Genomic DNA, 21598 nt, shown 5'->3' on the forward strand with positions numbered 1-21598 from the left:
TGCATTTGCAAGCTATAGAAGGTGAGTACTGACCAAGACATCAGTACTCAAAAATATCAAACCTGTGACTTAGTCGCTGAACTTTGCAACACCGCACTGTTGGCAGGCACGCTTTGGGTAATCCACACATTTCCACCGATCACCGCACCCTCACCAATGGTAATACGCCCAAGAATCGTTGCACCTGCATAAATCACAACATTATCTTCAACAATAGGATGTCGTGCATATTCTTTTTGCAAACGACCTGTGTCATCGACTTCAAAACGTTTCGCACCTAAAGTCACTGCTTGATAAATCCTTACATTTTTTCCAATGACACAAGTTTCACCAATCACAACCCCTGTGCCATGATCAATAAAAAAGCCTTGATCAATTTGCGCACCAGGATGAATATCAATTCCAGTTTTAGAATGTGCTAATTCAGCAATTAAGCGTGCCAATAATGGTAAGTCTTTTGTATAAAACTCATGTGCAATACGATGATAAGTAATAGCAAAAATACCCGGATAACACAATAACACCTCGTCAACACTACGTGCAGCAGGGTCGCCCTCATAAGCTGCAATCACATCAGAATCTAAGACACGACGCAGTGTTGGCAATCTTTCTGCAAAATCATTGACTACACGCTGTGCCAAATCCTCAATCATCTCTTTGCTTTGATGATGCTTTTTAGATTTATCGTCATAGGTTAAATTCAGCTTCACTTGTTCTAGTAAGGCATGCAGCGTTTTTTCAAGCGTATGTGCAATATAAAAATTTTCACTCTGTTGTCGCAAATCATGTGGTCCAAGTCGCATCGGAAATAAAATACCACAAAGATCATTCATAATTTTGCTAATTTCTTCTTTCGACGGCAGTTCTCTCCCCCCAAAATCTTTTAGGCTTTTTTGCTTTGTACGCCATTCATTACGCGCTTGCTGTAATTCGCTGACGATATTTTGAATATTCCATTGGGTCATGAACATGCCTATATTTTTGCGTTGTTATACACTGAATAATCAAACTGGATCTTGCCGCATTATTCAATTCTTTCAACAAATATTATTTTATAAGAACAATTTTAGATAAACATTTATTGATATATTTATATCTAAATATTGCATTATTTGATTTTTAAATTTTTTTAAAACAAATGTTAAGTTTGTGAAATATTGAAGATAACAACTATTTCCAATTTAATGATAACTAATTCAATTTTTATTCATTTTAGGAATATAAAAAACCTTTATATTAAATCACAGATCATTCACCGTCTATTTTCAATATAAAAAGCATTTTCATTCAATGCTTTTAAAATATTTGATTGAGGAAAAATCATGAATAGTTTAACTCAGATTAATTTTCTCCCCTTAGATGAGGTAAAAATTAAACAAATTTTAGAGGATGCTAAGCAACGTGTTGAAGATCATTATCTTGAATTTACAGGGACGATTTTACCACATGAAGCATGGGCTTTGTTTCAAGCAGGTTTGGCTGTCATTGTCGATGTACGTACAAGCGAGGAACGTAAATTTGTCGGTTATGTAGAAAACACTGTGCATATTCCTTGGGCGATTGGAACAGCTTTAGATCGAAATCCATTTTTTACGCAACAGCTTGAACACTTGGTTGGCAAAGATAAATTAATTCTCTTACTGTGCCGTAGTGGTAAACGCTCTGCTGCAGCTGCGAATGTCGCGTTAAATGCTGGATTTGAGCGAGTGTATAATATTGAGCAAGGTTTTGAAGGTGATCTCAATGAAAGCTTACAACGTGGCACATTTAATGGCTGGCGTTTTCATCAACTTCCTTGGCGGCAAGAGTAATATTGTCTTTATATATTATTTTTAAAAATTTGAAAGGACGCAAGTAAGATAGATAGATAGATAGATAGATAGATAGATAGATAGATATGCACAAACTAGATTTAAGGAGGAAGGACTGATATTGCTTAGTAGACTTCTTGCATTAATAATGCGCTATGTAACTTACCTGCCTATCTTTAAACATAGCAATTTATAATTATAGCTTAAGCTATTTAATTCATACATCATTAACAATCTGCTTCTTGAGAATATCCTTTTAAAAGCCGCATAATTTATAAAAATTAACTATTGTGTTGAATTATGTTCTCCATTAAAAAAATACTCATCTTATGTGGAATATTTACCACAACCCAAGTCTTTGCACTCCCTCAAGACTCTCGTCGTGCAGGTGGAATCGCGGTTATTCCATTGGCGCAAAATGTTACTGAAGTAAGCTACAACGGACAAGCTGTCTTGCTTACACAACCAAATGCTCAACGTTATGCAGTTTTTGGCATTCCGCTATCGACACCAGTAGGAACATTACAGTTGCAAACCAATGCTCAACCTATCCAAATCGAGATTCAACCTTATAAATATGCAGAACAACGTTTAACGATCAAAAATCAGGATTATGTGAATCCTCAACAAGAACAGCTTGATCGTTATGCACATGAAGCCAAAGAACAAAATGATATTTACGCATCATTTACCGCAGCACAATCAGCTGATTTTCCACGTTTCATTCACCCCACTGCAGGTAAATTCAGCAACTCTTTTGGACGCAAACGTTTTTTCAATGGTGAAGAACGTGCACCACATTCTGGCTTAGATATTCCAGCACCAGTCGGACAAAAAGTCGTTGCACCTGCGATTGGTATAGTAGTAGGTGTTGGTGATTATTTCTTTAATGGAAAAACTGTTTTAGTAGATCACGGTCAAGGACTAATCAGTATGTTTTGCCATTTGAGTAAAATTAATGTGGAAAAAGGTCAACGACTGCAGCAAGGGGAAGTTTTAGGATTAGTCGGTAAAACTGGACGAGTGACTGGTCCACATTTGCATTGGGGTATGAGCTTAAATAATGCACGTATTGATCCGCAATTATTTTTAGCCCGTTAAAACGGTTGAATAATATACAAATTATCAAAAACACATGGCTTTGAAATAATTAGTAACAACTTAATGCCGATTATTTTTGTTTTAGATAATTTACGTGATTTTTATCAATTTTTATTGGTTTGAATGTCAACTATTTTACTCAGATTAAAGTCAAAATTGCAGATCACTTCAACAAAAAAAAGCCAAAATAAATTTTGGCTTTTTTAATTTTATCACCATTAAGCAGCAACAATTTCAAAGTCGTGTGTGATCTCAACCCCACCATCTGACAGCATTTTGCTCGCAGAGCAATATTTTTCAGCAGAAAGTTCGACTGCTTTGGTGACTTGTTTTTCTTTTACATCATGTCCAGTCACGACAAAATGTAAGTGGATTTTTGTGAAAACAGCAGGGATTGTATCAGCACGTTCTGCCTTAAGTTGGCACACAACACCTGTCACATCTTGGCGAGATTTCTTTAATATCGTCACAATATCAAAAGAAGCACAGCCACCAAGTCCCATTAATATCAGCTCCATGGGACGTGGACCACGGTTTTCACCACCATATTCGGCTGATCCATCCATCACGACTTGATGACCACTTTCCGATTTTGCTTCAAAAGCAACATTCTCTAACCAATGTACGCTAGTTTGCATTGCAACTACCTAAAAAAAGCTATAAATTTACAGGGTAGCTGTACACTAGCATATAATGAGTTGATAAGGAATTTCATCTCTTGCGCTTTTACGTGACGAGTTCAATTTAGATCAATCGGTCTAGTTATTATCCAATTTGGAATTTTTTAGCATGTCTTCTAATTTAGCACAACTTAGTACAGATGCTTTGTCGCCAGGACAACTTCCTGAATCAGTCAAAGCATTACTCAAGCGTGCTCACATCAATCGTTTTCCGAAACGTACGACTATTGTTGATGCGGGTTCTGAGTCAAAATCGCTGTATTTAATTTTAAAAGGATCGGTATCAATCATTTTACGCGAGGACGATGATCGTGAAATTGTGGTTGCATATCTCAATCCAGGTGATTTCTTCGGAGAAATGGGATTATTTGAACAAAACCCACAACGTACCGCTGAAGTAAGAACCCGCGATGTTTGCGAAATTGCCGAAATTTCTTATGAGAATTTTCATGAAGTCAGCAAACAATATCCTGACTTAAGTTATGCTGTATTTGCACAATTGGTCAGACGTTTAAAAAATACCACACGTAAAGTAACCGACCTTGCCTTTATTGATGTATCAGGTCGTATTGCACGTTGTTTAATTGATCTGTCTGCTCAACCTGAAGCAATGATTTTACCTAATGGTCGCCAAATCCGTATCACTCGCCAAGAGATTGGGCGTATTGTGGGATGTTCTCGTGAAATGGTAGGTCGTGTTCTTAAAACCCTTGAAGAACAAGGTATGATCGAAACCGATGGGAAAGCAATTCTAATTTTTGATGCATCTTTAGAAGAGTCTTCATATTCAGAAAATGATGATGAATAATTCATTATGACTCTTTCAAAAGCAAATCTTCGGATTTGCTTTTTTATTATTACAATTTCCTATACAGAATTCAGCAATTAAAATCACTTCATCACGTTATGATATTGCAACTAAGACAATGTGAAAAATAATACATCAGGACAAAGGCAATGAAATTTAATCCACTAGGTCAATCCGCTATTCAAGTTCCAGAAATCTGTTTAGGTACGATGACTTTTGGTGAACAAAACACCCAAGCTGAAGCATTTGAACAACTGAGTTATGCATTAGATCAAGGGGTATATTTTTGGGATACGGCGGAAATGTATCCTGTGCCACCAAAGCCTGAAACACAAGGTGCGACTGAGCAAATCATTGGCAACTGGATCGCACAAAATGGGCAACGCGATCAATTATTCATTGCTTCAAAAATTGCAGGTCCACAACAAGGGGGAAGTCATATTCGAGATGGCTATACCCAATTTGTTGAAAGTGAAATCACAGCTGCACTCGATGACTCATTAAAGCGCTTACAGACAGATTATATTGACTTGTATCAGTTACACTGGCCACAACGCCCAACCAATTTCTTTGGCAAACTCGGTTACAGTAACAGCGATGCACATAGTCAACAAGACATTACCCCTTTGGAACAGACTTTAGTCGCATTATCCAAAGAAGTTGAAAAAGGTCGGATTCGTCATATTGGTCTGTCCAATGAAACACCTTGGGGAACCTTGAAGTTTTTACATTTGGCTGAAAAATTAGGTTTAGAAAAAATTGTCAGTGTGCAAAACCCTTATAACTTACTAAATCGTAGCTATGAAATTGGGATGGCTGAAATTGCCCATTACGAAGGGGTTGGTTTATTGGCATATTCCCCACTGGCATTTGGCTATTTAACAGGAAAATTCCGTCATGGCGCACGTCCAGCCAATGCGCGTGTAACACTTTTTAGCCGTTTTAGTCGCTATAGCAATCCTGAAAGTGTATGGGCAACTGAACAATATGCACAACTGGCAGAAAAGCATGGTTTAAGCTTAACCCAATTGGCTTTGGCTTATATTAAACAACAGTTTTTTGTGACCAGTACCATTATTGGAGCAACCAATTTATCTCAACTAAAAGAAAACATTGCTGCTTTTGATCTGACATTGTCAGATGAAATTTTACAGGGTGTTGAAGATATTCACCGTCAACAACCAAATCCCGCACCTTGATCTTAAGATCAACTCCCCATCCATCCTGCATAAGGTTGGGGAGTTGATTCATACACTTAAACACGTGTGACTTCACGTGCGATCAGTAAGCGTTGAATATCTGAAGCACCTTCATAGATTTGACTGACACGCACATCTCGATAAATACGCTCTACTGGGAAATCTGAAACGTAGCCATAACCACCATGAATTTGGATTGCATCCGAACAAACTTTTTCAGCAATTTCTGAGGCAAACAGTTTTGCCATAGAGGCTTCTTTTAAACAAGGCAATCCTGCGTCTTTTAAACTTGCTGCATGTAAAATCAATTGTCTTGCTGCTTCAATTTGTGTCGCCATATCTGCCAAACGAAATGCAACAGCTTGATGCTGTACTAACTCTACACCAAAAGCTTTACGATCATTGGCATACTCAACCGCAGCATCCAAAGCAGCACGTGCCATGCCAACACATTGTGATGCAATACCGATACGTCCTGATTCGAGATTAGACAAAGCAATTTTATAACCTTCGCCTTCCTGCCCCAACAAGTTTTCAGCAGGAATTCGGCAGTTTTCAAAAACGATGGTGGCTGTATCTGAACAATGCTGCCCCATTTTATCTTCAATACGAGAAACAATATAACCTTGCGTATCTGTTGGCACTAGGAAACAAGAAATTCCGCGTTTGCCTGCTTCTTTATCAGTTACCGCAAATACCAGTGCAATCTGAGCATTTTTACCTGTGGTAATAAACTGCTTCGTACCATTCAGTACCCATTCATTCCCTTCACGCACCGCCTTACATTGCAAAGCACCTGCATCAGACCCTGCCTGTGGCTCAGTCAAACAGAAACAACCCAGCCACTCTCCAGTTGCCAGTTTAGTTAAATAGTTTTGCTTTTGTACTTCAGTGCCATAACGTTGCAAAATGCCGCACGGTAAAGAGTTTTGTACACTGACGATCGTTGAAATCGCCCCATCACCAGCAGCAATTTCCTCCAGTGCCAAGACCAAAGAAATATAATCAAGCCCTGCACCCCCATATTGTTCAGCAACCGTCATGCCTAAAGCACCCAATTCACCAAGCGCTTTAAGTTCTTGTGCTGGGAAATGTGACGTTTGATCACGTTCAGCTGCCGTAGGTTTCAGTTTATTTTGCGAATAATCACGCATCATCTCCTGAATCATTTTGTGTTCTTCATTTAAAATCATAGCAGCATCCTGTCTTTACAATCTGTTTTTACAATAGTTTTGGCAAAAGTATCCCGACTTCGTACATTTAAAAGTACAAAGAAAATTAAAGGGAAATGAGTTTCTTGAGGGAAATTCACATGCTTCCTCGTTGAAACAAAGAAGCATGTGACAAAGCTGAGTGCTTTAAATTTCTATATCATCTTAGATATTTGATTATTTGGGTTGCATACGAATCGCGCCATCAAGACGAATCGTTTCACCATTCAAATAACCATTTTCACAAATTTGCCCCACCAAAGAAGCAAATTCTTCAGGTTTTGCCAAACGTGGTGGAAATGGTACCATTTGCCCTAAAGCATCCTGTACATTTTGTGGTAAAGCTTTAAGCATCGGTGTTTCCATAATCCCTGGCGCAATGGTCATCACACGAATTGCATGGTGCGCAAGCTCACGTGCCAAAGGCAATGTCATTGCAACCACTGCACCTTTTGAAGCCGAATAAGCTGTTTGCCCAATTTGACCATCAAATGCTGCAACTGAAGCGGTATTGATAATCACACCACGATCTTCTTCACCTGCTTGCAACTCATATTTTGCGATCAAGTTAGCTGCAAAACGTAACATGTTAAATGTGCCTGATACATTAATATTCAAAACACGTTGAAAATCAGCTAAGGCATGAATGCCTTTTTTGCCTAAAACTTTGGCAGAAGGTCCGATTCCCGCACAATTCACCAAGCCATTGAGCTGACCATACTCTTGTTCAACCGCATTAAAAAATTGTTCAACTGTGGTTTCATCGGTTACATCCAATTGCACAAACTTAGCATTTGCACCCAATTGCTGTTGTGTTTGCTGCCCCAGCTCATTATTCATATCCACAATGATGACTTTGGCATCACGTTCAACTAAAAATGCTGCAGTGGCTGCACCTAAACCAGATGCACCACCTGTCACAACAAAAACTTTTCCTGCAATTTTCATATTATTTTCCTATCCATTTTTTGAACGAGCACTCGACTTAAGCAGCAGAGTAAACACAGAAACACTTGAGTACAATTTCCAAAAGTTGCATTTTAATTGATGCATTTGGACAATGACGTCGTGCTACAAAATAATGGAATTACCTATGGATAATCAACCGCTAAAATACAGTAAGGGGACGATTTCTATTGCATTGGTACAGGAAGCCTTGGCAACTGCGCAAAATAAAAACTTAGACCTAGAGCGCTTGATGCAAAAAGCTGGAATCTCGCCTGAGCTGATCCAATCCGAAAAAAGTAGAATTTCAGTCAGCGCTTTTGCTCGACTTTGGACAGAAATGGCCAATCAAATGAATGATGAGTTTTTTGGAATGGACAGCCATGGCATGCGTCGTGGTAGTTTTCAACTCTTGTCCAAAATGCTAATGCAGGCTGAAACCGTGAAAATTGCACTCAATCAAATCTTACAATTTTTAAATGCAATTTTAGATGATTTTACAAGTACGCTGTTCGTTGAAGAAAATTATGCATACATCGTAATTTATGATCGTCAAGCACCTAAAACCATGTTTGCATACGCCACCTACCTGATGTTGATTCATGGTTTAATTTGTTGGCTCAGTGGACAACGCTTGATCATCAATAAAATTCAGCTTAAATGTACAACACCTTTGGATGATCATGACTATAAAGTACGATTTTGTGAGAATATTCAATACCATGCGGATGAAAATTATATCCAGTTTGATGCCAGTTACTTAAAAATAACCATTAAACAAGATCAAAAATCTTGGTATAAATTCATTCGAAATACCCCGGAAAACCTGTTAGTCCGTTTTAAGAATCCACACGCTCTCAGTTCCATCATTCGTAAATCCCTCATGCAACATCCTCCAGTAGAATGGCTGGAGTTAAATAGTTTGGCGCAACAGCTCAATATGTCCGAAGCCACCATTCAACGGCGATTAAAAACTGAAGGTACCAGCTACCAACAGCTTAAAAATGAAATACGCCGAGATACAGCAATCGAACTCTTAACCACAACCACTAAAACCTTACAAGAAATTAGTGACGAATTGTATTTTCAAGACCCAAGCGCTTTTCATCGTGCTTTTAAAAAATGGACGGGCGTGAGCCCTGGTTCTTATCGTGAATAACAATCAATAATTTTAATTCTCAGTAAAAAATAAAATACAATCAATTGAATAATTTATATTTTAAAGTATTAATTTTTTAATTTTAAAAATACTTATTGTTCATTCGTCTGAATCAAGTTGCTTTAAAACCACAAATGGATTATTTTTTAATCAAGTTAATGTGATTTCACTTAACTATATTTCTCCCAAAATTTTGTTATTTAAAGTTGTTTTTAGCTACAGGTTCTCCCATGAATAAAATCTCTGATGTACTTGAACATTCACTGGTGCAAAAATTTGTTCATTCTTTATCTGCCCAAACAGAACAACTCGATGAGTTAATTAATGGTCTGTTAAGTGCACCTCAACCTGACTTAAATCAGGCGATTGCTCATTTTATTGCCGATCAAGAAACACATAATTTCGCTTATGCTTTAGATATTCAAAAAGAAAATCTAAATGCCATTCAAAATGGGCTTGCTTTAAAAAAGGAAAACTTAGCGGATACTGCAAAAATTGTAGCGCTGTGTTTAGCAATCGAAGCAGATACTTTATCGCAACTTGGAGTTGCTGAGTCTTTGCAAGATTTTCCAATGTAAATCTAAATACATCCAAATAAAAAGAGGTGATTTCAATCACCTCTTTTTATTACACAACCATTTTATTAAATGGTTTTCATTAGAAATGCTTAAACTTAAGCTAACCACTGCGCTAAAGTCACCCGATCATTTCCACCATAATCTTTTACTGTCCGGATTTCTTTAAAACCATACTTCTTAAAAATGGCTTGTACTACATTTGCTTGGTCATAACCATGTTCTAAAGCAATCCAACCTTGATGTGTCAGCCAATTTTTACCTTGCTTAATAATCAATTCAATGTCTGCCAAACCTTGATTTTCAGCGACCAATGCACGCTCAGGCTCTGAAGTCAAATCACGCATATGCTCATCATCTGCATCAATATAAGGTGGATTGGATACAATTAAATCAAAGTATTGACGATTGAGTGCTTCAAACCAACTTCCCACATAAAACTTTACTTGATTTAAATCATGCTTTTTGGCATTTGATAAGGCAACTTCTAAAGTCGGTTCATAAATATCTGTTGCCGTCACCGCCCAGTCAGGACGCTCACTTGCTAAAGACAAAGCAATCGCACCCGTTCCTGTGCCTAAATCCACGATACGCGCATCTTCAGGTAAGTCCAAATGCAAAACCGTTTCCACCAATACTTCAGTGTCTGGACGAGGGACTAAAGTATCTTGTGTAACGTTTAAATCTAAAGTCCAAAATGGTTGTGAACCTGTGACATAAGCTAACGGCTCTCCCGCTTGAATACGTGCTAGACCATCTCTATAAGCTTGTTCTTGATCGCTACTCAGTTGTTGGTCTTTTTTCATGACCAAATCAAAAGCATCAATTTGGGTAATATGTTCAAGTAACCACGCATTTTCTTGGCGCTCGTAACTTTCAGGTTCACCACGTAAGGCTAAAGCCTCTGCAATATTCACTTAGCCACCATTCTGCTGTGCAAGAAGTGCTAACTGATCTGCTTGGTATTCACGATGTAAACTGTCGAGTAATTCAGTCAAATCCCCTTCCATCACCGCATCTAACTTATATAAAGTTAAGTTAATACGATGGTCCGTCATACGACCTTGTGGATAGTTATATGTACGAATACGTTCCGAACGGTCACCCGAACCTACCAAGTCACGACGCATTTCCGAGGTTGCAGCATCCGCAGCAGCACGTTTGGCATTTTCTAAACGTGATACCAAAAGCGCCATGGCTTTGGCTTTGTTTTTATGTTGTGAACGTTCATCCTGACATTCCACCACTGTTCCTGTCGGAATATGAGTAATACGAACTGCCGAATCAGTTTTGTTAATATGCTGACCACCTGCACCCGATGCCCGATAAGTATCAATACGCAAATCTGCAGGATTGATGTCAACATTGGTATCGACATCGACTTCTGGCAAAATCGCAACCGTACATGCTGATGTATGCACACGACCTTGTGACTCAGTCGCTGGTACACGTTGTACACGATGAGCACCACTTTCAAACTTTAAGCGACCGTACACACCTTCACCATTGATCAGGCAAATAACTTCTTTATAACCGCCATGTTCGCCTTCATTTTCAGACAAAACTTCAATACGCCAGCCTTGTGTTTCGGCATACTTACTATACATACGGAATAAATCGCCCGAGAAGATCGCAGCTTCATCACCACCTGTTCCCGCACGAATCTCTAAATATGCTGAATTGGCATCATTTGGATCTTTTGGAATCATCAAAATGTTGAGTTCAGATTCTAAAGCTTCAATTAATGCTTTATTTTCCTTAATTTCTTCAATCGCCATCTCTTTAAAATCAGGGTCAGAAGTCATTTCTTCAGCAGTAAGGATATCTTCTTCTGCTTGTTTGTATTTCTTCCAAACATCGGTAATTTCAGTTAAATCATTATGTTCACGTGACAAATTACGGAAACGTTTATTGTCTGAAATAACTTCTACATCGGCAAGCAGCGCCTCTAACTCTTCGTGTCGATCACACAATTGATCTAATCGTAAACGTAACGATTCTTTCATTTAAATAAAATCTCAAGCTTAAGCTTACCCAAATTCATTTATCAGGACACTTATCAGGATAAACACGGTAAGACATTTTTAAAAATTGTGCCTAGTTTAACGATTCTCGCTTTTAAATAACACAGCTAACTGAATTTCTCTTTATTTTTCATAGGATCAATTTTTCTATTCTCAAGAGAAAATATTCAAACATAGACAATAACTTTAGAGGTTCTAAAATCTGAACAATATAAATATAAAACAGATTTAAAAATCAGCATTTTAGAATGTAAGCTAAGCATTTAAATCAATGCCTAATCCTCTCATTTAAAGAATTGATTAAAAATTCGGCATTTAAATTCATAGTTTCTACATTATTTTTAAATGCCTGCTTCTTTAAAGCACAATATTAATAGAAAACCAACATTCAGAAACTAAACACTCCCATAAAGGGAAATCTTCTCCACATTTTTCATGTCGCCTTTTGTTACATTTACCTCATCGAATTAGAGATAGAGCTGTCCACATCAGGACATGGAGCAAGACATGAAATTAAATGCATTCTTATTAAGTTCTGCTTTAGCAGTAACGTCAGTTTTTACAGTAAATGCCCATGCTGACAACTCAACTCGTATTGCAGCAACTTCAGCGTTAGGAAGTGTTGCAGGAACTGCAATTGGTAAACAAATGGGTGGTAACACAGGTGCTATGATTGGTTCAGCACTTGGCGGTGCTGGTGGTGCTGCGGTTGCAACCAATAGACGTGACCGTACTGCTGCTGCAATCGGTGGTGGTTTAGGCGGTGTAGGTGGTTATTCGGTGGGTAAAAACGTAGGCGGTTCTACGGGTGGCTATATTGGTTCGGCATTAGGTGCTGCAGGTGGCTCAGTACTGGGTAAAAAAGTATCTGAAGATCGTCACTATGATAACCGTAAGTACAATAAAAAATATCGTAAACATCGTCGTTAATTCATCAACATATAAAAAGCACTCAGTTTTGAGTGCTTTTTTATTTTTAAATTAAAATTTTAAATATAAATAAACACTGCTTAATCCGACTTAGACAATTTATAAGCATTTGATCCATTGCTGCTTTTCATTTATCTATAAACTTTTAAACGAAGAAACTTACTCACTTAAAACTCAGATCTTCTTTTAATGTTCCAACATCAAAAAATCAACTATGAATAAAAGACAAAAGTTACAAAATGTTTACGTATCACGATAATTTCAATACAACAGAGTTCACAATCAAACCGCAGTTGTTCGCTAAATTAAGTCTAAGTTAAGAAATTGAAGAAGCTTCGAGAAGGAGTTTGAAATGAAAATACAAGCAATGATTGGTGCGACTGTACTTGCAGCAACGATGATCACAAGCGTACATGCAGATAATGGCTCTCGTGTTGCCCTTTCCTCAGGTCTAGGCAGTGTCGTAGGTGCTGCGATCGGTAATCAAATGGGTGGCAGCACAGGTGCAATGATTGGTTCTGCCCTTGGTGGTGCAGGTGGCGCAGCAGCATCAAGTAATCGTCGTGACCGTACAGGTGCTGCAATTGGTGGGGCATTAGGGGGTGCGGGTGGTTATACCGTAGGACGAAATGTAGCAGGTTCAACAGGTGGTTATGTTGGTGCGGGTCTAGGTGCAGCAGGTGGTTCAACGCTAGGACGTAAAGTCAGTGAAGATCGTCGTTACGATGATCGTTATGATGGTCGATATAATGACCGATACGACCGCCGCTATGATGGTGGCTATCGTGGCAGTAACTACCGTTATAATGACCGCAACTACCGCCATGATAATGGACGTCATTTAGGTCATTATAAAAATAAACATCGCCGTTAATAAATTTAAACGCTCAGATAGAAAGTTTAAGTTTCTAAAAGCTCTTTAAGTTTTCTCCTAGAATGTTGGATCGCAAGCTGACTTTCTAGGTTTTTTTATGCTAAAAATTTAATTCAGATTTAAATTTTAATGTTTGTAAGTATTTTTTAATATCGAAATTTTTCGATATACACAGTTTTATTTATACCGTACTATTTCTATACATCCTATTTTTTGAGTATAGCTATGCGATCTTTACAAAATACCCAATTTTCGATTTTAGAATTAGCACCTGTACGTGAAGATAAAGATGTCGCATTCTCCTTAAAACACGCGCTCGAACTCGCCCAACATGCTGAAAAGTTAGGCTATGATCGTCTTTGGTTAGCAGAACACCACAACATGGATGGTATCGCCAGTTCTGCCACGGCTGTCCTGTTGGGTTATATTCTTGCCAATACGCAGACACTGAAAGTCGGTTCTGGTGGCATTATGCTCCCCAATCATGCGCCTTTAGTGGTTGCTGAACAGTTTGGAACATTGGCAACACTTTATCCACAGCGAATCGAGTTAGGTCTAGGTCGTGCGCCAGGCACTGATCAAGTGACTATGCGTGCTTTAAGACGAGGTCGTCAAGAAACTGAAGATCAATTTCCAAATGATGTAGTTGAGATTTTACAATATTTTGATAATGCACAACCAAACCAAAGAATTACAGCAACGCCAGGACAAGGAACGCATGTACCTGTTTGGTTATTAGGTTCAAGTTTATTTAGTGCACAACTTGCCGCACGTTTGGGGCTTCCCTACTCTTTTGCTTCTCATTTTGCACCGCGTATGTTGGCACAAGCGATTGAATTGTACCGTGATAATTTCCAAGCATCGCAATATTTAGATAAACCTTATGTTTCAATGGGCGTACCAACAGTTGTGGCACAAACAGATGCTGAAGCAGAATATCTTGCAAGCAGTGTATATCAACGTATTCAAAGCCTTTTAACGGCACGCAGCATGAAATTAAAAGCACCCGTAGCAACGATGGAAGGACGTTGGACAGCTGCTGAAAAAATGGCTGTACAAAATTTCTTAGCAATGGCGCAAATTGGTTCGCCAACTACTGTTAAACAAGGTTTAGAAAATCTTTTAGCAAAATATGATGTAGATGAGTTTATTTTTACCTGTGATATTTATGATACTGAAAAACGTTTGGAAAATTTCAGTTTGTTAATGGACATTAAAAAATCATAATATACAAATCTTGAGTATTAAATAGTCATCACACCCTGGCTATTTAATACGACTCATAATCTAAGATATTATTTTTTAATAATAATCTCAATTTTAAAATTTACCATCATCGCAAATCATTTTTAGATACCTTACTTCAGTAATGCTGAAAAAACACCTTATTTCTCTTAAAATAAAATAGGACACTGTGTACGAATATCATTTATAAAATCATAGCATGTACTTTTATTTGAAAATATTTGCCATACTTTTTACTTTAGGCATAATGGAAAATATAAAATTGTAAGATTATAAGGAAAATAACAATGGATCAATTCATCAATAAACCTACACCCGCTTTTATTGCTGCGAGTTGGGTTGCTTTATTGGCAGGTGCAGCTGCATATATGGTGGGATTGTTTAATGCTAATATGTTATTGAATGAAAAAGGTTATTATTTAATTCTCATTTTATATGGTTTATTTTCAGCCGTTTCATTACAAAAAATTATCCGCGATCGACTTGAAGGGGTTCATGTCACACCAATCTATTTTGGACTGTGTTGGGCATCGGTCATGATTTGTCTTGTGCTGTTAGCCATTGGCTTATGGAATGCCAATCTACTGCTCAGTGAAAAAGGTTTTTATATTATGGCTTTTTTACTGAGCTTATTTGGTGCCGTTGCAGTACAAAAAAATATTCGGGATTTAGAATATATTCGTAATAAATCAGCACCTGAACTGACAACAAAAATTTTGGATGAAAACCATAAAGTAATTGAGTTGCAAAAAGATATTTATAAAGAGGAATAAAAAGAGGTGGATAAACCACCTCTTTTGATAAATATCAATATACTAAGCTTTTTTTAGCTCATAGTTATATAAAATACCTTCATCATCATAATGAAGCACAATATTTTTAGATTTCTGCATTTTTAAGAGTTCCTCAGTACTCATTAAAAAGTCTTTTGCTAAAGTGGAATGTGTAACATTTAATACTTTGGGTTTTTTTACTGTTCGGTATCGTAGCCAATTATAGCTTGCCCAAATCAGCAATGAAGCGCAACACACTCCCACAATTAAAGCTAACCAAGCAAAGTTATAAATTTGTACACTAAAATGTTCTGCAAAAATATAACTTTGAATAAATTTACCTTGAAAAATCCAAAGTAATACAGTGATTAAAGGCAAAAGTAAAACTGTCCATAAAGTCCAACCTATAGCCTGCAAAGTATAATGGACTCCTTTATTTTTAACATATTGAGGTTGATCAATATATGCAGGAATATCAAGCTTAGACGCATCTGTTACAACATCTGAATGGAAACTATTCATACATCTTCTCCTCTGAAACCTCGATCTGGGCTTACCCATCTCGCTCTTTTTTTACGTGTAAACAATGCTTTTGGAACCGCAACAATGGTAGTTGCCGCACTCAAAAGCCAAAAAAATAGTGGATACCAAATCACCCAAAAATAATTTCTAAAAAAACGTTGATCGTCATAACGTTTATCTATATACAAACTGATAAAAAATTGAATTAGACAAGTAATAGCAAGAATCACGCCATACCATTGTGGGAATAAAGATTTCACGTACCATTCTGCAGGTAATGGTACAAATAACCCTACAAAAAATAGGACAATAATCAATAAAATCACATAAGCCCAGATCATACTGATCATAGACTCTAATGCCACAGGCCACATTTTTAAGGCACTTAATTTAAATAGCTTAGGAATATAGGTACGTAGAACCTCAACGCCACCTTGTGCCCAACGTACTCGTTGTTTCCATAGACCTGATAAGGTTTCAGGCATATAGATATAACAAAGTGCATTAGGCACATAATGGATATCCCATTTTGCTAACTGAATTTTCCATGAAATATCAATATCTTCTGTAATTTTATCATCAGACCAAAAGCCAACTTGTTCTAAAGCTGTTTTACGAAAACCTGCGATCACACCCGAAACGGTAAAAATACGCCCATAAGTTCTTTGTGCACGTTTAATCAGCCCGATAATAGATGAAAATTCACCGACCTGTAATTTACCTAAGATACTTGAACGATTAATAATGCGTGGATTTCCAGTCACCGCACCAACACGATTAAAATTGGTTAAATGATGCATCATCCAAATTGCGGCATGAGGATGTAATAAAGCATCACCATCTATACAAATTAAATACTCATATTGGCTCACCATCATGCCGGAACGTAAAGCAAACGCTTTCCCTTGATTTTCAGCCAGATGTACAACCCTTAAACTTGGATACTGTTTTGCTAATTCATCTAGAATTTCTGCAGTACGATCCGAACTTCCATCATTAACTGCTATTACTTCAAATTTTGGATATTGTGTCTGTAAAGCATAACGAATAGTTTCTCTAACCTGTGCTTCTTCGTTAAAGCATGGAATTATAATACTGCACCCTTGCTGAGAAATTTTAGGCAATTGATTTTGTTTATATTCTCTCTTAAAGAAAAACCATACTCCACCGATCATCCATGTCCACGCCATCACCAATGGATATAAGAAAGCAAAGAGGAACAAAAGCTCAACTATTGTCATGGCGATTTCCCCTCTGTTTTAGTAATAAAGGGATTTCGATATGTCAAAGGACTTTGATTTAAGCTTAATGGAGTATATAAAAACTCTTGAACCCATTCAGCATTAACACTGTTATATTGATTAATTGCTAGTTTCTGTATACCCAAACGTTGCAAGGTTAGAAAATTAGTTTGAATACGTTTCCAATCTTGTGCTGTTCGTGCAGAGTCTACAGATAAAGTCACCCAAATTTGTGCCTTTTGCTCAGCACTTAATAATTCGATTTGCTTTAAAAAGTCTTTAAACAGCTGTTCTTGTTGAAGACTATCTATTTCAAAATTAAATAATTTTACTTGAGCTTTAAATTGATTTAAAAATGCGGACAATGTACCTTTTTCTAGCGTAGCAAGATGAACTTGCAAAGATAGTTTAAAAGGATTACTGATATTTGAATATTGTTTTGAACTATTATTGATCTCTTGCAAAGTATGTTGAACTTGCAGTTGCTGATCTATACACTTTTGTTCTTGTATTGTTTTAAAAGCACATTGCAAATGTGAATCTGTTTTTAAAATAATTCCATCTAGACTAGTGTTATTTTTGAATAACTGCTGCGATAAGTGTACAGCGAGCTGTGATTGCTGCTGCTCTAATGAATACGGTAACTGCACATAAATTTGGTTAAAAATACGTGTCTTGGCTTGCCATAAAGTGCGATTTAATACATCAAACTTCACAGGCAAATATGTATTTGGGAAATAAGCATTCTCATATATACCATCTTTATTTTGATCCCCCACTGCATTTAAAATCAATACATTACTTTTTAGGGCACTAGTTAAATCTAACACTTGACCAAGTTGCTGGTCTGCTTTTCCATAGTCTTGTGAAAACTCTCCCAAATCAAAAGTTAAACCACGCATAGGCGCATAATGAACAAAATTTTGATAATGAATCGAATCTTTCATTTGCTCATACAAATCCTCCGAACTAGGATTATTTACAGCTAAACCACGCTGAAAAGTGCCATCATCAATACGATTTACAGCATCTGCTCCTAGACTAAAAGACAGAGGAAAACCTGCTTTTTGTGCTAATTTTTCTGTTTCTGTATTTACCGCACCGTAGGGCCAAATGATAGCAACTGGCGAAACACCCACTTCTTTACGTAAGATTTCATGAGATTGCTTTAAGTCTTGAACTATACGTTGTTCATATTCCTGTTGTGTTTCATAACGTTTTAATGTTGCAGAATATAGTCGTGTAATTGCTGCTGGTTGTTGATTATTCTGAGGATTGGCTAAAATTCCTTGATGTAAATCATGTGAATGACTTGCAAACTCTACCCAGCCAGAGCGCTGCATTTCTCGAACTTGCGCCCAAGTCATTTCATTACCTTGTCCATAAGCTTCATAAATGGCTTTAGTATTTCCATTCATCCAACTCGTCACCAAAGCAAAAACTACTGGAATTTGATATTCTTTTGCTAAAGGAAAAACCCGACTATAATGACTAAGTGCACCATCATCGAAACTAATCAAAACCGCATTTCTAGGTAAAGCTGTACCTTTCTGTCGAGCCTCTGTAATTTGTTTTAAACTCACAGGATGCCAATCTGAACGTTTTAACCATTCAAAAAACTGTACTAGGTTTTGTGTGCTAATTGCATAAGGATCACGATCACCTGCTTTAAGTACATCGTCACGCACATCATGAAAAGTTAAACTGACAAAATGTTGCTGATCAAATAAAACTTTTTTCTCAGATTCAAGCGCCAAATCTTTGACTGTGGTTTCTGCAAATAGATGTGTAGAACATACAAGTAAACCACTCATAATTATAGATTTTGAAAGTTGATTTATATATTTCATTAGAAGCGCCCCTCAAAACCTAAATTACCGTACATTTGATTTTCATATTCTCCATCGTAAACATGCATGCCATAGCCAATGCCATAACGTAGTAACCATGTTCTCGATAACTTCCATAAATGTTGATATTGCAGATCAGCTATCGGTTGGGTATCAAAGCTCTGTTGCTGATAAACTCCAACACCTAGACCAAAACGTTGAGTAAATGAACGCTCATACTCACGCCAAGTTAACCATTCATGGGTTAGGCTTAAACCCAGACTTGAACTTTGTTTTGGACTAAAGTAAGACACATTATTTAAGCTATTTTTCCCATAATAAGCATTGATTCCTGCAGTTGTTGTCTGATGTGGACTTAAAAAAATACGCTGCGAATAATCTGCTGAAAATTCTTGTCTTAAGTTTCCATCATCGATATCCGTCACGGTGTATCCAAAACCTGCTTGACGTGACTCATTTTCTTTCCAGCGAATACCACCACCCAAAGCATAGCCTTCATGACCAAGCTCAATTGCTTGTAAAGGTATATCTGCTTGGCTATTGGCATTTAGATAATATTGCCAATGATCATTAAGCTGATGTGACCACTCTGCTTCTAATCCTTGACGATCAGCATCATCGTTTTGTGAAGCAGTCACTGTTAAAGATTTTCTTTGGTCTTGCCATTGCAAACCAATACCAAAACGTTGTTGTTCTAAGTTACCTTGACGAAATTTACCCCAAATATCTCGATGTTCAACGAATGTCCGATAGTTATCTGAGAACCAAGGAGAATATAAAGTTGTTGTTAGCTCACGATCTTTAGAACCTTTTAAACCTTCAGAAATATTATTTTGGTCTGAGCGGCTGCGAGAAAAACGACTACTATGTTGAATCGTTGCTCGATCTCTATCCGCTAATTCTTTGCGACTTTTAACAATACTGGTATCTTCTGGATAATCCTCTACCAATTGGTCAGTTTGCACTCGCCAAGCTTGGATATCACCGAGTGCTTGTGCATTTTGCATTAGATTAATTTTGGTAGTTTTAGAAACAGGCACCAAACCATTTAATCTTGCTAAAGTTTGTTGTGCTTGTTCAGGCTTATCACGCCAACGCTGAATACGGGCAAGCTGATTTAAACCATCATCTGTATTTGAAGTTTTATTTACTAAACCTTCAAAATATGGTTCAGCAATGTCTAAACGATTACTATATGCCCAATCCAAACCACGTAATCCAATATATTGAGATCGATCCGTATGAACAGACTTATCAACCCCTTTGGCTTGACTGTATTGAAATGTTGGTAATAAATGATCAATCTCATGAATTAATTGATTTGCCTGATCATATTTTTCTTGCTCTAGCAGTGAGTAGTAAAATGCAGTATAAACAGACATATCAGAATAATTTTTTTCAGTAATCAAGGTTCTATATAATTGCTCTGCTTCTTTCGCTTGACGTTCTGCAAGATAAGCATCAGCTATCGCTTGTCGCACATACGCTGGCATGGATGTAACCGCAGGTAATTTTACTTGCGCTAAAATATCTAATATTTGCTTTGATTTCCCTCTATAACTCAAAGCATATAAATAGTCATAATAAAAAAGGTTGAACCAATTGATTTCGTGCAGCAATTTCATCAGCTTCTACTAATACACGATCTAACTTTTGATAACTCACTGCATCATTTTCACCACGTCCTGATAAATATTGATGTCTTTTTATTGCTGCACCAATTTCTTGTGCTAAATATCCTAATTCAATCTGTTGGTTTAGCGTGGTTTCCCATTGCGTTTGAGGATATTTTTGAATAATTTTTTCAGCACGTTGAAAACTTCCTAATGCCAGTAAACTATTCACATATTCCTTCTGAATATTTTCATCTAATGGCTTTTTCTCATAGGCATATTGAATTACATGTATCGCCTCTGCTGGATGTTGAATAATGCGATAACTATATGCAACTTGCATCAATTGATCTGCTGTTAAAGCTTTTAAATCAATCTCTTTTAAAACTTCAAGTGCTTGCTTCTCTTGCTTATTTTCACTGAACAAAATTGCTTTTAAAAGATTTACTTGCAGTTGATTTTGTTTTTGATAGGGTTCAAATTGCTCTAAAAGATATATTGCCTGTGAAAATTGCTTTTGATCACGTAATAATTTTACGACACCAAAGTGTGCGTATTTAGGAAATTGTTTAGGCTGAATCCGTTGAGTTAAATTAAGCAGTGTTACTGTATCTAAGGATTTAATCGGAACAACTGATAATAGGTAATCTGCCAATATCCTTTGGTCATATGGATATTTTTGTAATATCTGTTCAAGTTCCACAATACCTTGTTGAGTTTGCCCATTTTTAATCCGCGAGACTGCTTGCTCTCTTAAAACATTCGATAACTCTGCAGCATAAGCTGTTGCTCCGTGTCCATACTGTTTTTGTTGCTTGAACGTTGATCCCCACTTTGTTTGAGGATGACTTTGAATAATTTTTTCAGCACGATCAAAACTTCCTAACGCCATCAAACTATTCACATATTCCTTCTGAATATTTTCATCTAATGGCTTTTTCTCATAGGCATATTGAATCGCATGTACAGCCTCTGTGGGATGTTGAATTGATGTGGTTCCGTTAATTAGACCACTCAATCTAGTTTTATAAGTGATA

The 21598-nt window shown here is 37.1% G+C and carries 21 protein-coding genes; 10 read left to right on the forward strand and 11 right to left on the reverse strand.

Annotated elements, in window-relative coordinates; genetic code table 11:
• Positions 1 to 56: 56 nt before the first annotated feature.
• Positions 57 to 965: a serine O-acetyltransferase EpsC gene (gene epsC / locus DJ533_RS12775; RefSeq protein ID WP_065992483.1), complete on the reverse strand. Its 909-nt coding sequence runs from the start codon at positions 963 to 965 to the stop codon at positions 57 to 59.
• 357 nt (positions 966 to 1322) lie between these two features.
• On the opposite strand from epsC, the gene DJ533_RS12780 reads away from it, so the two are divergent.
• Positions 1323 to 1811: a rhodanese-like domain-containing protein gene (locus tag DJ533_RS12780; protein ID WP_065992479.1), complete on the forward strand. Its 489-nt coding sequence runs from the start codon at positions 1323 to 1325 to the stop codon at positions 1809 to 1811.
• Positions 1812 to 2111: 300 nt separating this feature from the next.
• Complete coding sequence (locus DJ533_RS12785) at positions 2112 to 2912, forward strand: peptidoglycan DD-metalloendopeptidase family protein (protein WP_065992478.1); 801 nt, start codon at positions 2112 to 2114, stop codon at positions 2910 to 2912.
• A 218-nt stretch (positions 2913 to 3130) separates the two neighbouring features.
• Here the strand turns inward: DJ533_RS12785 and DJ533_RS12790 are convergent, their stop codons facing one another.
• Entirely contained in the window at positions 3131 to 3550 is a 420-nt protein-coding gene (locus tag DJ533_RS12790) for an OsmC family protein (RefSeq protein ID WP_065992477.1), read from the reverse strand.
• A 151-nt stretch (positions 3551 to 3701) separates the two neighbouring features.
• On the opposite strand from DJ533_RS12790, the gene crp reads away from it, so the two are divergent.
• Together crp and DJ533_RS12800 are read left to right on the forward strand one after the other, a co-directional pair.
• Positions 3702 to 4400 (forward strand): cAMP-activated global transcriptional regulator CRP, encoded by a 699-nt coding sequence (gene crp / locus DJ533_RS12795; protein WP_065992475.1) that lies wholly within the window; start codon positions 3702 to 3704, stop codon positions 4398 to 4400.
• A gap of 149 nt (positions 4401 to 4549) precedes the next feature.
• Complete coding sequence (locus DJ533_RS12800) at positions 4550 to 5599, forward strand: NADP(H)-dependent aldo-keto reductase (RefSeq protein WP_065992473.1); 1050 nt, start codon at positions 4550 to 4552, stop codon at positions 5597 to 5599.
• A gap of 56 nt (positions 5600 to 5655) precedes the next feature.
• On the opposite strand, the gene DJ533_RS12805 is transcribed toward DJ533_RS12800, so the two are convergent.
• Both DJ533_RS12805 and DJ533_RS12810 read right to left on the reverse strand, forming a co-directional pair.
• On the reverse strand, positions 5656 to 6792 hold the full coding sequence (locus tag DJ533_RS12805; protein ID WP_065992471.1) for an acyl-CoA dehydrogenase family protein: 1137 nt from the start codon (positions 6790 to 6792) through the stop codon (positions 5656 to 5658).
• Between the two features lie 195 nt (positions 6793 to 6987).
• Positions 6988 to 7758, reverse strand: a complete 771-nt coding sequence (locus DJ533_RS12810) for an SDR family NAD(P)-dependent oxidoreductase (protein ID WP_065992470.1) — start codon at positions 7756 to 7758, stop codon at positions 6988 to 6990.
• A gap of 145 nt (positions 7759 to 7903) precedes the next feature.
• Here DJ533_RS12810 and DJ533_RS12815 point away from each other — a divergent pair, with 145 nt between their 5' ends.
• Together DJ533_RS12815 and DJ533_RS12820 are read left to right on the forward strand one after the other, a co-directional pair.
• Positions 7904 to 8914: an AraC family transcriptional regulator gene (locus DJ533_RS12815; protein ID WP_081406067.1), complete on the forward strand. Its 1011-nt coding sequence runs from the start codon at positions 7904 to 7906 to the stop codon at positions 8912 to 8914.
• Positions 8915 to 9144: 230 nt separating this feature from the next.
• Entirely contained in the window at positions 9145 to 9492 is a 348-nt protein-coding gene (locus tag DJ533_RS12820) for a hypothetical protein (protein WP_065992468.1), read from the forward strand.
• A 95-nt stretch (positions 9493 to 9587) separates the two neighbouring features.
• On the opposite strand, the gene prmC is transcribed toward DJ533_RS12820, so the two are convergent.
• Together prmC and prfA are read right to left on the reverse strand one after the other, a co-directional pair.
• Positions 9588 to 10406 carry a peptide chain release factor N(5)-glutamine methyltransferase gene (prmC, locus tag DJ533_RS12825; RefSeq protein WP_065992467.1) on the reverse strand — a complete coding sequence of 273 codons (819 nt, stop codon included), beginning with the start codon at positions 10404 to 10406 and terminating at the stop codon, positions 9588 to 9590.
• A complete protein-coding gene (gene prfA, locus DJ533_RS12830; protein WP_065992466.1) occupies positions 10407 to 11495 on the reverse strand; it encodes a peptide chain release factor 1 in 1089 nt (362 codons plus the stop codon). It abuts the gene before it with no gap.
• Positions 11496 to 12020: 525 nt separating this feature from the next.
• Here prfA and DJ533_RS12835 point away from each other — a divergent pair.
• The 4 genes from DJ533_RS12835 to yiaA all read left to right on the forward strand — a co-directional run bounded on the left by DJ533_RS12835 (position 12021) and on the right by yiaA (position 15335).
• Positions 12021 to 12443 carry a hypothetical protein gene (locus tag DJ533_RS12835; RefSeq protein ID WP_065992465.1) on the forward strand — a complete coding sequence of 141 codons (423 nt, stop codon included), beginning with the start codon at positions 12021 to 12023 and terminating at the stop codon, positions 12441 to 12443.
• A gap of 352 nt (positions 12444 to 12795) precedes the next feature.
• Complete coding sequence (locus DJ533_RS12840) at positions 12796 to 13317, forward strand: hypothetical protein (RefSeq protein ID WP_065992463.1); 522 nt, start codon at positions 12796 to 12798, stop codon at positions 13315 to 13317.
• Positions 13318 to 13542: 225 nt separating this feature from the next.
• Complete coding sequence (locus DJ533_RS12845) at positions 13543 to 14544, forward strand: LLM class flavin-dependent oxidoreductase (protein ID WP_065992461.1); 1002 nt, start codon at positions 13543 to 13545, stop codon at positions 14542 to 14544.
• A 305-nt stretch (positions 14545 to 14849) separates the two neighbouring features.
• Positions 14850 to 15335 carry an inner membrane protein YiaA gene (gene yiaA, locus DJ533_RS12850; protein ID WP_065992459.1) on the forward strand — a complete coding sequence of 162 codons (486 nt, stop codon included), beginning with the start codon at positions 14850 to 14852 and terminating at the stop codon, positions 15333 to 15335.
• Positions 15336 to 15377: 42 nt separating this feature from the next.
• Here the strand turns inward: yiaA and pgaD are convergent, their stop codons facing one another.
• Genes pgaD through DJ533_RS12875 form a run of 5 tightly spaced genes read right to left on the reverse strand, consistent with a single transcriptional unit; the run spans position 15378 to position 21579 of the window.
• Positions 15378 to 15857 carry a poly-beta-1,6-N-acetyl-D-glucosamine biosynthesis protein PgaD gene (pgaD, locus tag DJ533_RS12855; RefSeq protein WP_065992455.1) on the reverse strand — a complete coding sequence of 160 codons (480 nt, stop codon included), beginning with the start codon at positions 15855 to 15857 and terminating at the stop codon, positions 15378 to 15380.
• Positions 15854 to 17098, reverse strand: a complete 1245-nt coding sequence (gene pgaC, locus DJ533_RS12860; RefSeq protein ID WP_065992453.1) for a poly-beta-1,6-N-acetyl-D-glucosamine synthase — start codon at positions 17096 to 17098, stop codon at positions 15854 to 15856. Before pgaC ends, pgaD begins: the two co-directional genes overlap by 4 nt.
• Positions 17095 to 18948, reverse strand: a complete 1854-nt coding sequence (gene pgaB / locus DJ533_RS12865) for a poly-beta-1,6-N-acetyl-D-glucosamine N-deacetylase PgaB (RefSeq protein WP_065992451.1) — start codon at positions 18946 to 18948, stop codon at positions 17095 to 17097. The genes pgaC and pgaB overlap by 4 nt, the downstream gene beginning before the upstream one ends.
• Positions 18948 to 20573 (reverse strand): PgaA family protein, encoded by a 1626-nt coding sequence (locus DJ533_RS12870; protein WP_081406066.1) that lies wholly within the window; start codon positions 20571 to 20573, stop codon positions 18948 to 18950. Before DJ533_RS12870 ends, pgaB begins: the two co-directional genes overlap by 1 nt.
• Entirely contained in the window at positions 20527 to 21579 is a 1053-nt protein-coding gene (locus DJ533_RS12875) for a tetratricopeptide repeat protein (protein WP_109849260.1), read from the reverse strand. The genes DJ533_RS12870 and DJ533_RS12875 overlap by 47 nt, the downstream gene beginning before the upstream one ends.
• Positions 21580 to 21598 lie beyond the last annotated feature (19 nt).

The sequence above is a fragment of the Acinetobacter defluvii genome (genome assembly GCF_001704615.3).
In the GTDB taxonomy this organism is placed as follows: Bacteria; Pseudomonadota; Gammaproteobacteria; order Pseudomonadales; family Moraxellaceae; genus Acinetobacter; species Acinetobacter defluvii.

Bases quoted from the DNA above. Each gene is read 5' to 3' on its own strand.
- pgaC (WP_065992453.1), bottom strand. From the start codon at position 17,098: ATGACAATAGTTGAGCTTTTGTTCCTCTTTGCTTTCTTATATCCATTG.
- DJ533_RS12835 (WP_065992465.1), top strand. From the start codon at position 12,021: ATGAAATTAAATGCATTCTTATTAAGTTCTGCTTTAGCAGTAACGTCA.
- DJ533_RS12870 (WP_081406066.1), bottom strand. From the start codon at position 20,573: ATGAAATTGCTGCACGAAATCAATTGGTTCAACCTTTTTTATTATGAC.
- DJ533_RS12820 (WP_065992468.1), top strand. From the start codon at position 9,145: ATGAATAAAATCTCTGATGTACTTGAACATTCACTGGTGCAAAAATTT.
- DJ533_RS12810 (WP_065992470.1), bottom strand. From the start codon at position 7,758: ATGAAAATTGCAGGAAAAGTTTTTGTTGTGACAGGTGGTGCATCTGGT.
- pgaD (WP_065992455.1), bottom strand. From the start codon at position 15,857: ATGAATAGTTTCCATTCAGATGTTGTAACAGATGCGTCTAAGCTTGAT.
- DJ533_RS12840 (WP_065992463.1), top strand. From the start codon at position 12,796: ATGAAAATACAAGCAATGATTGGTGCGACTGTACTTGCAGCAACGATG.
- DJ533_RS12780 (WP_065992479.1), top strand. From the start codon at position 1,323: ATGAATAGTTTAACTCAGATTAATTTTCTCCCCTTAGATGAGGTAAAA.
- DJ533_RS12815 (WP_081406067.1), top strand. From the start codon at position 7,904: ATGGATAATCAACCGCTAAAATACAGTAAGGGGACGATTTCTATTGCA.
- DJ533_RS12805 (WP_065992471.1), bottom strand. From the start codon at position 6,792: ATGATTTTAAATGAAGAACACAAAATGATTCAGGAGATGATGCGTGAT.
- DJ533_RS12800 (WP_065992473.1), top strand. From the start codon at position 4,550: ATGAAATTTAATCCACTAGGTCAATCCGCTATTCAAGTTCCAGAAATC.
- DJ533_RS12845 (WP_065992461.1), top strand. From the start codon at position 13,543: ATGCGATCTTTACAAAATACCCAATTTTCGATTTTAGAATTAGCACCT.
- prfA (WP_065992466.1), bottom strand. From the start codon at position 11,495: ATGAAAGAATCGTTACGTTTACGATTAGATCAATTGTGTGATCGACAC.
- epsC (WP_065992483.1), bottom strand. From the start codon at position 965: ATGACCCAATGGAATATTCAAAATATCGTCAGCGAATTACAGCAAGCG.
- DJ533_RS12790 (WP_065992477.1), bottom strand. From the start codon at position 3,550: ATGCAAACTAGCGTACATTGGTTAGAGAATGTTGCTTTTGAAGCAAAA.
- yiaA (WP_065992459.1), top strand. From the start codon at position 14,850: ATGGATCAATTCATCAATAAACCTACACCCGCTTTTATTGCTGCGAGT.
- crp (WP_065992475.1), top strand. From the start codon at position 3,702: ATGTCTTCTAATTTAGCACAACTTAGTACAGATGCTTTGTCGCCAGGA.
- DJ533_RS12785 (WP_065992478.1), top strand. From the start codon at position 2,112: ATGTTCTCCATTAAAAAAATACTCATCTTATGTGGAATATTTACCACA.
- pgaB (WP_065992451.1), bottom strand. From the start codon at position 18,948: ATGAAATATATAAATCAACTTTCAAAATCTATAATTATGAGTGGTTTA.